Raw genomic sequence first — 11241 nt, 5'->3', positions numbered from 1 at the left:
GGGACGATCCAGCTCAACGGGCGCAGGCTGCGCGGCGTGGGGCGCGCGCTCGCTGCTACGGAACTGCGGTACACCAACAACTCCGGTCCGGCCGTCAAAATGATGGGCGACGCCGCAGCAGTGTCCGGCATATTCTTCAAGAACAAGGATCTCAACGGGAACGCCATCACGGCCACGACCGCCGTTGCAGTCCAGATGGCGGACGGTATCTCAAATCCGCGCGGGCAGATGGTCGAGCGGATCAAGGCCGAGGGGTTCCAAGACCAGATCGATATCCAGTCCGGCGAGTTCTGGACCGCGGATAACCTCGATCTGCACAACGCGGCCCGGTACGCGATGCGTGTCCGCAACGGCTTCCACGCGGACAGCGGCGATGGCGTGATCGCCAACTCCGTCCTCTACGCGGACGATCCGATCGGAGACACGGCGATCCGGCAGGAGAGCGGGGGCGGCCTGCGCTTGGTCGGCGTTAAGACGCTCCAGTTCAACCGCAGCTTCGTGCTGGCCATCGCGGACGGCGGCGGTACCTCGAACCTGATGATCGACGGGTCCAACTCCTTCGAGAACCCGCGCTCGAGCGAGGCGATCAAACTCGGGCGAATCGAGGGCGGCACCACCGGCAAGGTCGGAAACATCAGCATCGAGGCGCAGGTCACGGGTTCGATCGGCGTCTATCCCGGCGTCGAGAACGTGCGGCTCGCACCGATCACCCGCGATACCAACTACGGCATCATGGCGCAGGTCACGGGTTCGATCGGCGTCTATCCCGGCGTCGAGAACGTGCGGCTCGCACCGATCACCCGCGATACCAACTACGGCATCATCATCGCCGGSGGCGACAACATCAGCGTGCTGCCGGGGACGAGCCTGCTCCGCATCCTGCAGCAGGGCGTCGTGATCCAGGATCCGGCCACCAACGTCCGGGTCGGCGACTTCCTCTGCGCCGGTTGCAAAACCAAGGTCGCGGACCAGCGCGTGACCGGCGCGGGCCGCATCGCCATCGCGGAGCAGCGGCCGATCAGCCTGCCGACCCCCGCCAGCTCCGCCGCATTCGTGCCGTTCTACGAGATCGCGCTGGCGCCCTATCGGGGCCTGCGTCTCAGCGTCGAGGTCGAGGGGCTGATGCAGAATGTCGGCGCGGTGAACTCCGTCGCTGACGTGCTGATGATCCACAACGGCACGACCGTCTCCGCGCCGACCCCCGTGGCGGCGCAGAAAGACGCCGGCGCCGCTCCGGTCGAACTCCAGTTCGATACCACGACCACGCCCGGGGCCGTGCGTGTCGGGGCTCGGGTCCCGGCGACCTACAGCGGCGGATCGCTGGCCGGTTCGATCACCCTCAAGGTCGATGGCCGGATCGCCTCCTTCAAGGAACTCCCGTGAGCCGTGACCTGGCGAGCTCCTAAGCTCCCCTCCTAAGCTCCTCTCCTAAGCTCCCCTCTCAGGACTCCGTCATGCTCCTGCGCTTCCCGGCGCGGGCCGCCCTCGCGTGCCTCGCGCTCGCGGGGTCGGTCCCGTGCGCCCTGGCCGAGACCGCCTCCTGGTACGGCCCGGGCTTCCATGGCCGCCGCGCGGCCGACGGCTCGCGCTTCGACCAGGATGCGCTCACCGCCGCGCATAAGACCCTGCGGTTCGGAACCCGCGTGCGGGTCACCTGCGCCGCCACAGGGCGGTCCGTCGTCGTCCGGATCACGGATCGCGGCCCGTTCGTCGCCGGCCGGGCGATCGACCTCTCGCGCGGCGCGGCCCGGGCCATCGGCCTGTCGGGCGTCGGCCGCGTCCACCTCGCCATCCTCGGCTGACCCGGAGACCACCATGGCCGCGAGCCTCAACCGCTCGGCGTTCTTCGACCGCGTGCGCGCCGCGCCCTTCGGCGGCCGGCTCTCGGCCTCGCAGGTCGCCGGCATCGAGGCGATCCTCGACGCCTGCCCGGCCATGCTCGGGCTCGCCTCGTTGGCCTACTGCCTCGCCACGACCTTCCACGAGACGGCGCGGACCATGCAGCCGATCGAGGAGTACGGGCGCGGCAAGGGCAGGACCTACGGGCCGACCGGCTTCTGGGGGCGCGGCTTCGTGCAGCTCACCTGGGAGGCGAACTACGCCAAGGCCACGGCCGCGCTGCGCAAGCTCGGCATGCTGACTGCGGCCGAGGACCTCGTGAAGACCCCCGCCCTGGCGATGCGCCCGGACGTGGCCGCCGCGATCCTGTTCTACGGCATGGTCGAGGGCTGGTTCACCGGCAAGAAGCTGGCGGACTACTTCGGCCCGGGCCGGAACGATGCGGTCGGCGCCCGACGCATCATTAACGGCACCGACAAGGCCGCGACGATCGCCGGCTACCACGCGACCCTCGTGGATGCCCTGACTGCCGGCGGCTACGCGGCGATTCCCACCTCTGCGCCGGTGAAGACAGCGCCCGCGGCTCCGGCCGTGATCACGCCGCCGGCCGCCGATCCCGGCTTCTGGGCTCGCGTCCACGCCCTGTTCTCCCGCAAGACCAAGGTGGCCTGACATGCACCGCGCTCGCTTCCGCCGGGTCCGCCTCGGCATCCTGCGCTGGTACGCCGCCGCGCGCGGGTACCGGATCTACGCGCTGGCCCTCGTGCTGGCCGTGCCCGACATCCTCGACGCGCTGGCCGGTGTCGACTTCACCGTGCTGCTGCCGCCGGGCTGGGGCGCGAAGTCCGCTTCCATTCTCGCCATCGCGCGCGTCGTGCTGGGCATCGTGATCCGGCGCCTCGCCATGGTCGGGCCGCCGCCCGCCGGAGGGCCGCGCTAATGGCGCTCCTGACGCTGATCGGTGGCTTCCTCGTGAAGCTGCTCGGCTCCGGCATCGTCGCGCCGGTGCTGGCCTACCTCAACAAGCGCTCCGACAACGGCGTGCTGACGAACGGCCAGAACGTGGCCGGCGACGTCACGGTCGCCCAGGCCCAGCTCACCGCCTACGTCGAGGAGCGGAAGGTGGCCGCGCAGGAGCGGGCGGCGCAGCACCTCTCCCCGTGGACCGCCTGGATGATCCCGACGGCGTTCGGGCTCTGCATGATCCACTTCGGCGCGATCGTCCTCGACAGCACCTTCCGGTTCAACTGGCAGGTCGCGAAGCTGCCGGCGCCGTACGACGCGATGGAATGGTCGATCGTCATGGCCGTGATCGGCGTCGCCGGCATCGCCGCCACGGTCCGCCGCACCTTCGGCAAATAGCCCTCACCCTCCACCTGCCCCGCAGGGGTAGGCCGCGAAAGACCGCCGCCATGGACACGTCCTTCCTGTCGCCCGGGCCGATCACCTGGGCGCAGCTCATCGCGCTCGCGTTGTTCCTGTTCTCGGTCGGCAAGGGCGTCGACTGGGTCGTCGGGAAGCTGCGCACCGGCACCAGGGACGCGGTCTCGCCGCTCACGATCGACATGGCGGCGGCTAAGATCGAGATCCGATCCCTCGAGGAGAAGCTGAACGCCTTCAAGATCGAGGTGGCGCGGACCTACGTGACCGGCGACGTCATCACGCGCCTGGAGCGGCGCATCGACGACATGGTCACCTCTGTCCGGGGCGAGATGAAGGAGACGCGCGAGGCGATGCTGAAGGCCTTCATGCACCGGCCGCCCGACTGACTAGCGGCCGTTGACATCCGTCAACACCCTGGGCGCCCTGGCTTCGGCCGGGGCGCCTTTCGTCGTTTCTGGGGGCAACCATCCGCGCGTTGTCGCACCAAGTTGCCGTTCGAAGCGGCGCGGACGGCCATCGAACGTCTAAAAATTGACCTGCCTCACGCAGCGTGTTAATTTAGTCCATAAGCTAAATTTATGTTGGATCGTTACAAATGGTTAATCCGAAGGCGGAGTTCAAAAACCCCTTCCGACCGGGCGCTGGACATATGCCGCCTTATCTCGCTGGCCGAGAGGCGGAGGAGGCTGAGTTCCGTAGACTGCTCGCGCAGGACACCATCTTGGAGAACTTAATCTTGACTGGCCTTCGCGGCCTCGGAAAGACTGTTCTCCTAGAGAAATTCAAGCCCATCGCCATTCAAGAGGGCTGGATCTGGGTTGGGACCGATCTCTCTGAGACTTCGAGTGTTAGCGAAGCTAATCTGGCGACGCGCATCATAACGGATTTGTCGCTTGTTACGTCCTCGCTCACCCTTACGGTAGGCGAGCAGAAGGAGGCTGGGTTTACCGGAGGTGCATCTCCTATTTTGCAGCCTATAAACTATCAGTATCTTATGCGGCTTTATGAGGAAACGCCTGGTCTGACGACCGACAAGCTTAAGGCCGTACTCGAATTTGCATGGACGATTGTCCAGCAGTTGGGAAAGAGAGGGATGATTTTCGCCTATGACGAGGCGCAAAATCTCGCGGATCACGCTCAGCGCGACCAATATCCATTGTCAGTCCTGCTGGACACATTCCAATCAATTCAGCGCAAGAACATTTCTTTTATGCTGGCCCTTGTTGGCCTGCCGACACTGTTTCCAAAACTTGTTGAGGCCAGAACCTACTCTGAGCGCATGTTTAGAGTAGTTTCCCTCTCTCAGTTGGAAATGAAGGATCGCAAAGACGCCATCAAGAAGCCGGTAGAGGACGCGAAGTGTCCGGTTAAATTTACAGAGCCATCCGTCGATCTTGTCGCGACTACTTCTGGCGGATACCCTTACTTCATCCAGTTTATATGCCGGGAAATCTATGATGTTTGGATACAGCGTCTAGCTGTTGGCGCAGATCCGTCAATTCCAATTGATGAAATCATGCGGAAGCTCGATACAGATTTCTTCGCAGGACGCTGGGGCCGAGCAACTGACAGACAGCGCGATCTTCTATTTGTAATTGCCAACCTTGAAAATGCGGATGGTGAGTTTACAGTTCAGGAAATAGTTGAGGCATCCCACGTGCTTTCGATGAAGGGATTTGGAAGCAGCCACGTAAATCAGATGTTGTCAACGCTCAATTCTTCCGGAGTTATCTATAAAAACAGACACGGCAAATACTCGTTCGCTGTTCCGATGATGGCAAGTTTCATCCGCAGACAGAATGAAACGCCGTCCCCTCCTGCCAATGATTTTTCTTGATTTCGAATTGGGTTTAACTGGATCGGCACGCGTGCCGCTCCTTCGAAGCGCCTGGAAGAAGCAATTGATAGTGGCCCTCAGGCGGCCTTTGAGTTTCGGCAACCATTCGCCCCTACCCCGACCGCCATGTCAAACCTCCCACCCGCCGTCGCCTCCTGGCGCGACCAGATTGAGCGCCTGTCCGAGCACGCCTCGCCGTGCCGCTACCTGACGCCGACGCGATGGGCGGCGATGCGGGCGAACGCGCTCGCCTTCCTCGACCAGCACGGCGCGGAGGCGCATCGGCTCGGCTGGACCGCGGAGCAGCTCTTCGGCGTCCATCCGGAGTACGGCTTCCTGCGCGTCGAGTATGCCGGCGCGCTGATGGTCAACGACAGTCCGGCGATCGACGTGGAGCGGGACCGGATCGTGTTCGACCGGTTCTCCGGCTACCGGACCAAGCCAGGTCAGACCTGGGGGCCGCCGGTCTGGGAGTTCGCGGCGCGGGCTCGCTGACGTTCGTCCTCATCCTGAGCCGCGTGCAGCTTCTTCGTGGCGATCAGCATGTCGAGGTAGGCGATGGCATCCTCGTGAGCCTGCGTGGAGCGCAGGTCCCCATGGCACGCGCCGATCTGCCAGCGGTGCCAAGAGCGCAGGTCGGACAGCGCCTGCAGGTAGCCCTTCTGCTCGTCGGTCATGATCTGCCATGCACCAACGGCAACCCGGTTCGGGCGCTCCACGCCTTCGCCCGGGCCCACGCGGCAGCCAGCGCCTCGATAGCCTCGTCCCGGGTGTCGGCCATGCCGTTGAGCGGTCTCACGCCCTCGGCCTCGTGACCGCGCTGACAGCCCGTGCAGCTCCAGGTCCACGAGCCGTTCTGCGGACCGCCATCAATCCGCTTGATGCGACCGACGTGCTGGCCTGCCTCCTCGGCCACGAAGTCGTGGTGCGTGTCGGGGAAGGTGCGGCGCCAGGTGAAGGTCATAGCGGCGCGCTACTGTGCCCGCCCCGGCCCATCCACCAAGCCGTGGCGCAGGGCGAGTGCCAGCAGGTCGCTCAGCGACATCCATTCCCCACCATCCACCTGCCAGCGCTCGAAATCGTCGTCGGGCGTGATGGTGTGACCCAGCGCTATCAGCACCTCGACAGCCTCAAGCATTGGATCGAACTCGACCAACATGGCTACGCCGACGCTGCCGCCAGCAGGCAGTTGCGCGCCGTCTCCAGTCGCTCGTCGTCCGACCGCTCCGGCATGTCGGCAGCGATCCTCTCGACGATCTCCCGCGTGGCGGCCTCGTCCAGGCCGAGTCCACGCGCGAATCCGTCCAGCCGTCGCATCATGTGCTGGATTGCAGCGCGCTCTCGGGCCGCTCCGACGTCGTCGCTCATCCCTTCACCGGATGGGCCAACAGGATCGCGGTCCGGACCATGTTGCGCTTCCAGGCCGGCTTGTCGGTGGTCAGCGCCTCGGCCGCGCGGGTGTTCGTGCGGAGCGTCTCGACGAGGTCGAGGGTCCAACCCTTCGCGAGCGGGTACGATTCGGTGGCGAGATCCGCGAGCACCGCATCGACCGCGGCGTCGATCTCCTGGTCGCTGACCTCGGCGGCCTTGCGAAGCTCGGAGACGGTCGGGTTGTTCGCCATGCTGCTTACTATGTGCTTACCGGACCGGTTCTTCGGTAAGCAAGCATAGAGCTAAGTAGTGGTGCCGCAAGAGGGATTCGAACCCCCGACCCCCTCATTACGAATGAGGTGCTCTACCAGCTGAGCTATTGCGGCTCTGGCCCCGACGGGACCGTCAGCGGCGCGCGGTGACCGGCGCCGGACGTGGCAGGCTCATAGCGGCCCGGCCTGCGTTAGGCAAGGCCACAGCCGGCGCTCGCGGGCGTCAAGCGGCTTGGTCCGACGCCAATTCATCCTGCAGGAACGCCGCCACCTCCGCCCGGTCCACGCCGGGGGCGATGAAGCTCTGGCCGATCCCCCGCGCGAGGATGAAGGTCAGCGCGCCGTCGCGGACCTTCTTGTCCTGGGTCATCGCGTCGAGGAGCGCCTCGGCGTCGCCGCACCCGCCCGGAACGGCCTGCAGACGGGTCGGCAGGCCGGCGAGCGCGAGATGGTTGGCGACCCGGCCCGCATCCTGTCCCGCGCAGAGCCCGAGGCGTGACGAGAAGCGGAAGGCCAGCGCCATCCCGATCGCCACGCCCTCGCCGTGGACCAGGCGGGCGGAATCGTAGCCGGTCAGGCGCTCCAGGGCGTGGCCGAAGGTGTGGCCGAGATTGAGCAGCGCCCGCTCGCCGTCCTCCCGCTCGTCGCGGGTGACCACCGCGGCCTTGGCCCGGCAGCAGGCGGCGACCGCCTGCTCGCGCTCCGGGCCGCCGGCGAAGATCCCGCGCCAGTTCGCCTCGCACCAGTCGAAGAAGCCCGGATCGGCGATCAGCCCGTACTTGGCGACCTCGGCGTAGCCGGCGCGCATCTCGCGCTCGGACAGGGTGTCGAGGGCGGCCGTGTCGGCCAGGACGAGGCGCGGCTGGTGGAAGGCGCCGATCAGGTTCTTGCCCAGCGGCGCGTTGATGCCGGTCTTGCCGCCGACCGAGGAATCGACCTGCGCGAGCAGGCTCGTCGGCACCTGCACGAAGCGCACGCCGCGCCGCAGGGTGGCGGCCGCGAAGCCCGCGAGGTCGCCGACCACGCCGCCGCCCAGCGCCACGACGAGGTCGCCGCGCTCGACCTTGAGGGCGAGCAGACCGTCGCAGACCGCCGCGTAGCCCGCGTAGGATTTGGAGGCCTCGCCCGGCGCCACCGTCACCACGCCCGCCTGGAGGCCGGCGCGCTCCAGGCTGGTCCGCAGCCGCGCGGCGTAGAGCGCGCCGACCGTCGCGTCCGTCACGATCGCCGCCCGGCGGGCCCCGAGCGCGGCGACCGCTGTGCCGGCGGTGTCGATCAGCCCGCGTCCGATCTGGATGTCGTAGGCGCGGCCGGCGTCGAGGGGCACGTGGACGGTCAGGAGGTCCGGACGGGGCTCGGTCATGGATCGGTTCGCTCGGGTCTCACTGGGCGGCCACGGGGATGGATCCTTCGCCGCTGAGATGGGCATCCAGCGCCTCCAGCACGTCCTGGACGACCCGGTCATGCGAGACCTCCCGCGAGATGACCATCACGTCGGCTGCGGCGTAGACCGGGTGGCGCACGGCCATCAGGTCGCGCATCGTCGCCTCGGGATCCTCGGTCTGCAGCAGCGGGCGGTTGCCGCGCTTGCGGACCCGCCGCATCAGCACGTCCAGATCGGCCTTCAGCCAGACGGAGACCGCCGATTCAGCGATGCGCGCGCGGGTCGCCTCGCGCAGGTAGGCGCCGCCGCCCGTCGCCAGGACCAGCGGGCCGGCCCGCAGCAAGCGCGAGATCACCCGCTCCTCGCCGTCGCGGAAGCTCGGCTCGCCGTAGATCGCGAAGATGTCGGGGATCGTCAGGCCGGCCGCGGCCTCGATCTCGATGTCGGCATCCTTGAAGATCAGGCCGAGGCGGCTCGCCAGACGCCGGCCGACGGTGCTCTTGCCCGCTCCCATGAGGCCGACGAGCACGATCGAGCGCAGGCCGAGCGCGCGGCGCAGTCGCGCCTCGATCGGTTCCCCCGCCTCCTCCCCGCTCATGGCCTCCTGCATCGACTCCTGCATCGCATCCGTGCGGCGTCCCCGCCTCTCCACCGGCCCCCGCGCGCCTGTCGCCCGGGCAGCCTCACATCCTGCGGCAGGCTCTTAGCGCGATTCAAGCGGCCTGCGAAACGCATCCCTGTGTCGTCGTGGGCCTTGTCAGCGCCTCGTTCACGTGGTCGAACCCGGGCATCGGCGGCGGCTCGGAGAAGGCCTTCGCCCTCCCCCTCCCCGCCGCCAGCGCCCGTCTGCCCGAGGTTCGACCGACGTGCCGACCCTGTTCCGTTTCTTTGCCACCCTCGCGATCCTGGCGGGTCTGGTCTACGCGGCCATGTTCGCGCTCGCGCATTTCGTCCAGCCGACGCCGCGGGAGATGAGCGTGACCATCCCCGCCTCGAAGCTGCAGCCGGGCAACCGTTGAGCGGGCCGGAGGGCAGCGGCGACGCCGCCCGGGCGCCGCGCCCCGAGGTTGCCGAGTATCTCGACATGCTGGCCGCCGAGCGCGGTGCCGGACTGAACACCCTGAGCGCCTACCGCCGGGACCTGGACGATTACCTCGACTATCTCGCGCGCTCGGGCACGGCGCTCGGCGACGTGGAGGCCGGCACGCTGCGGGCCTTCCTGATCGACCTCGAGACCCGGGGCCTGAAGGCGTCCTCGGCGGCGCGGCGCCTGTCCTGCGTGCGCGGTTTCCACAAGTTCCTCTACGCCGAGGGCGGCGCCGAGAGCGATCCGAGCGTCGCGGTGTCCGGTCCGCGCCGCGGGCGCGCGCTCCCCAAGGTGCTGTCCATCGCGGAGGTCGACCGGCTGCTCGCCACGGCGCAGGCGGCCGCCGCCGCCGATCAGGCCCCCGGCCCGGCCCGGCGGGCACGCCGGATGGCGTGCCTGCTCGAGTTGCTCTACGCCACGGGCCTGCGCGTCTCGGAACTGGTCGCCCTGCCCCGCGCGGCGGGCGCGACGCGCGAGCGCTACCTCATCGTCAAGGGCAAGGGCGGCCGCGAGCGCCTCGTGCCCCTGACCGATGCGGCCCGCGCCGCGATGGCGGCGCATCTTCCGGCCGTGCCGGAGGACAACCCGTGGCTGTTTCCCGCCGACAGCGACAGCGGCTATCTCACCCGGCAGGCCTTCGCCCGCGATCTCAAGGTGCTGGCCTCGGCGGCGGGGCTCCACCCGGATCGGGTGAGCCCCCACGTGCTCCGCCACGCCTTCGCGAGTCACCTCCTGCAGAACGGCGCCGACCTGCGCATCGTCCAGGAGCTGCTCGGCCACGCCGACATCTCGACGACGCAGATCTACACGCACGTCCTCGACGAGCGCCTGAAGGCGATGGTCCGCGATCTGCATCCGTTGATGGATGGCTGAGCGCTGCCGGGCGGATGGTGTGGCAACTCTCGGTCGGTCGCCCCAATTGTATACGTTTAGCGAACTGCCTAGAAGTAGCCCCTCGCCATACCGGTACGCGAGCCAGCCTTTACCAGAGAGAGTTTTCCTATGTCAGGCCCCACGGCCTCGCAGATCGGCATCGAGCCGGATCGAGCGGGGCACACGCGTGCCGACCAGCTTTCGCAGCGGGAGCGGCAGCGCCTCGACAATCAGCTGTGCTTCGCGGTCTACGCCGCCGCGCACGCGTTCGGCCGCGCCTACCGCAACCTCCTGGGGCGCCACGAACTGACCTATCCGCAATACCTCGTCCTGCTGGTCTTGTGGGAGCAGGACGGATTGTCGGTCAAGGAGATCGGGAACCGCCTGTTCTTGGATTCGGGGACGCTGACGCCGCTCCTGAAGCGCCTGGAAGCCTCCGGGCGCGTGCGCCGCGCCCGCGACAGGGTCGATGAGCGTCAGGTCAGCATCTTCCTCACCGCCGCCGGCGAGGCGCTGCGCGAGGAACTCGCCTGCCTGCCCGACGAGGCGGGGGGCATGACCGGTCTCGATATCCAGGGCCGCAAGGACCTGCTTCAGAATCTCGTCACGCTCAGGCTGAGCCTGCAGGCCGGCCTCACGCCCGACTAGGGCGCGGCCGGAGCCCCGGGAGCGGCCGGGCGGCCGCTCCCGGTTCGTACCGATCTTCGCCTCTCAGGACTGCGTCTTGAGGTAGGCGATGACGTCGTTGATCTTCTTGTCGTCCGGGTAGCCCTGGAAGATCATCTTGGTGCCGGGCACCTTCGCCTTCGGGTTCTTCAGCCACTCGTGCAGGTTGGCCTCATCCCAGGTGATGCCGGAGTTCTTCAGGGCGGCGGAGTAGTTGTAGCCCTCGTAGGTGCCCGCCTTGCGGCCGACGACGCCCTTCAGGTCAGGACCCACGCCGTTCTTCTGGAAGTTGTGGCACGCCTTGCAGGGGGCGAACGCCTTCTCGCCGGCCGCGGCGTCGCCGGCGTCCTGGGCCTGCGCGGCGAGAGGCATCACGACGGCAAGGACGGCGCCGAAAACGAGTGAACGCATGGATTTCCTCCTGTTGGCCGCCGCTTGGGCAGCGATGCGGGCAGAGCTTGCCTGCCTGGAACAGCTCTAAATGAATGTGCCCGGCGCGCGCAACGGCCCAGTCTGGGATAGCCGTCAT

The 11241-nt window shown here is 67.5% G+C and carries 19 protein-coding genes and 1 tRNA gene; 11 read left to right on the top strand and 9 right to left on the bottom strand.

Translation table 11 applies throughout. The features are described 5' to 3' along the window. The 8 genes from ASG32_RS03550 to ASG32_RS03520 all read left to right on the top strand — a co-directional run. Positions 1–1383 (top strand): hypothetical protein (locus ASG32_RS03550; RefSeq protein ID WP_199866073.1); only part of this gene is annotated, 1383 nt, incomplete at its 5' end. Positions 1384–1454: 71 nt separating this feature from the next. Then, positions 1455–1802, top strand: a complete 348-nt coding sequence (locus tag ASG32_RS03545; protein ID WP_056522683.1) for a septal ring lytic transglycosylase RlpA family protein — start codon at positions 1455–1457, stop codon at positions 1800–1802. 13 nt (positions 1803–1815) lie between these two features. Further along, complete coding sequence (locus ASG32_RS03540) at positions 1816–2511, top strand: hypothetical protein (RefSeq protein WP_056522680.1); 696 nt, start codon at positions 1816–1818, stop codon at positions 2509–2511. 1 nt (position 2512) lies between these two features. Next, positions 2513–2779: a hypothetical protein gene (locus ASG32_RS03535; protein WP_024828275.1), complete on the top strand. Its 267-nt coding sequence runs from the start codon at positions 2513–2515 to the stop codon at positions 2777–2779. After that, a complete protein-coding gene (locus ASG32_RS03530) occupies positions 2779–3201 on the top strand; it encodes a hypothetical protein (protein WP_056522676.1) in 423 nt (140 codons plus the stop codon). Before ASG32_RS03535 ends, ASG32_RS03530 begins: the two co-directional genes overlap by 1 nt. 50 nt (positions 3202–3251) lie before the next feature. Further along, positions 3252–3608 carry a hypothetical protein gene (locus ASG32_RS03525; RefSeq protein WP_056522673.1) on the top strand — a complete coding sequence of 119 codons (357 nt, stop codon included), beginning with the start codon at positions 3252–3254 and terminating at the stop codon, positions 3606–3608. A gap of 209 nt (positions 3609–3817) precedes the next feature. Next, positions 3818–5059, top strand: a complete 1242-nt coding sequence (locus tag ASG32_RS32090) for an ATP-binding protein (protein WP_199866072.1) — start codon at positions 3818–3820, stop codon at positions 5057–5059. A 126-nt stretch (positions 5060–5185) separates the two neighbouring features. Further along, positions 5186–5554 carry a hypothetical protein gene (locus ASG32_RS03520; protein ID WP_056522670.1) on the top strand — a complete coding sequence of 123 codons (369 nt, stop codon included), beginning with the start codon at positions 5186–5188 and terminating at the stop codon, positions 5552–5554. Here ASG32_RS03520 and ASG32_RS03515 read toward each other — a convergent pair. From ASG32_RS03515 to ASG32_RS03480, 8 genes are all read right to left on the bottom strand, one after another. Next, positions 5506–5736, bottom strand: a complete 231-nt coding sequence (locus ASG32_RS03515; RefSeq protein WP_056522667.1) for a hypothetical protein — start codon at positions 5734–5736, stop codon at positions 5506–5508. The two genes, ASG32_RS03520 and ASG32_RS03515, sit on opposite strands and share 49 nt — an antisense overlap. Next, positions 5733–6023 (bottom strand): hypothetical protein, encoded by a 291-nt coding sequence (locus tag ASG32_RS03510; protein WP_056522664.1) that lies wholly within the window; start codon positions 6021–6023, stop codon positions 5733–5735. Before ASG32_RS03510 ends, ASG32_RS03515 begins: the two co-directional genes overlap by 4 nt. 9 nt (positions 6024–6032) lie before the next feature. Next, positions 6033–6218, bottom strand: coding sequence for a hypothetical protein (locus tag ASG32_RS03505; RefSeq protein WP_056522661.1), 186 nt, complete (start codon positions 6216–6218; stop codon positions 6033–6035). A 2-nt stretch (positions 6219–6220) separates the two neighbouring features. Beyond that, entirely contained in the window at positions 6221–6427 is a 207-nt protein-coding gene (locus ASG32_RS03500; RefSeq protein ID WP_056522657.1) for a hypothetical protein, read from the bottom strand. Further along, complete coding sequence (locus ASG32_RS03495; RefSeq protein WP_056522653.1) at positions 6424–6681, bottom strand: hypothetical protein; 258 nt, start codon at positions 6679–6681, stop codon at positions 6424–6426. The genes ASG32_RS03500 and ASG32_RS03495 overlap by 4 nt, the downstream gene beginning before the upstream one ends. Positions 6682–6740: 59 nt before the next feature. Continuing rightward, positions 6741–6816: transfer RNA gene (locus ASG32_RS03490), tRNA-Thr, on the bottom strand. A gap of 109 nt (positions 6817–6925) precedes the next feature. Next, a complete protein-coding gene (gene aroB, locus ASG32_RS03485; protein ID WP_056522650.1) occupies positions 6926–8065 on the bottom strand; it encodes a 3-dehydroquinate synthase in 1140 nt (379 codons plus the stop codon). Positions 8066–8084: 19 nt separating this feature from the next. Further along, positions 8085–8708: a shikimate kinase gene (locus tag ASG32_RS03480; protein ID WP_020093428.1), complete on the bottom strand. Its 624-nt coding sequence runs from the start codon at positions 8706–8708 to the stop codon at positions 8085–8087. A gap of 244 nt (positions 8709–8952) precedes the next feature. On the opposite strand from ASG32_RS03480, the gene ASG32_RS03475 reads away from it, so the two are divergent. The 3 genes from ASG32_RS03475 to ASG32_RS03465 all read left to right on the top strand — a co-directional run bounded on the left by ASG32_RS03475 (position 8953) and on the right by ASG32_RS03465 (position 10694). Beyond that, the gene (locus ASG32_RS03475) at positions 8953–9105 is read left to right on the top strand and encodes a hypothetical protein (RefSeq protein WP_012317685.1); all 153 of its coding nucleotides are present in this window, start codon (positions 8953–8955) and stop codon (positions 9103–9105) included. Beyond that, positions 9102–10046: a site-specific tyrosine recombinase XerD gene (locus ASG32_RS03470; protein ID WP_056522647.1), complete on the top strand. Its 945-nt coding sequence runs from the start codon at positions 9102–9104 to the stop codon at positions 10044–10046. The genes ASG32_RS03475 and ASG32_RS03470 overlap by 4 nt, the downstream gene beginning before the upstream one ends. A gap of 129 nt (positions 10047–10175) precedes the next feature. Next, entirely contained in the window at positions 10176–10694 is a 519-nt protein-coding gene (locus ASG32_RS03465) for a MarR family transcriptional regulator (RefSeq protein WP_199866071.1), read from the top strand. Between the two features lie 63 nt (positions 10695–10757). On the opposite strand, the gene ASG32_RS03460 is transcribed toward ASG32_RS03465, so the two are convergent. Beyond that, positions 10758–11123 (bottom strand): cytochrome c family protein, encoded by a 366-nt coding sequence (locus ASG32_RS03460; protein WP_020093431.1) that lies wholly within the window; start codon positions 11121–11123, stop codon positions 10758–10760. Between the last annotated feature and the right edge of the window lie 118 nt (positions 11124–11241).

This window comes from Methylobacterium sp. Leaf361 (assembly GCF_001424445.1).
Taxonomy (GTDB): domain Bacteria; phylum Pseudomonadota; class Alphaproteobacteria; order Rhizobiales; family Beijerinckiaceae; genus Methylobacterium.
This window is presented reverse-complemented; position numbering and strand designations above follow the sequence as displayed.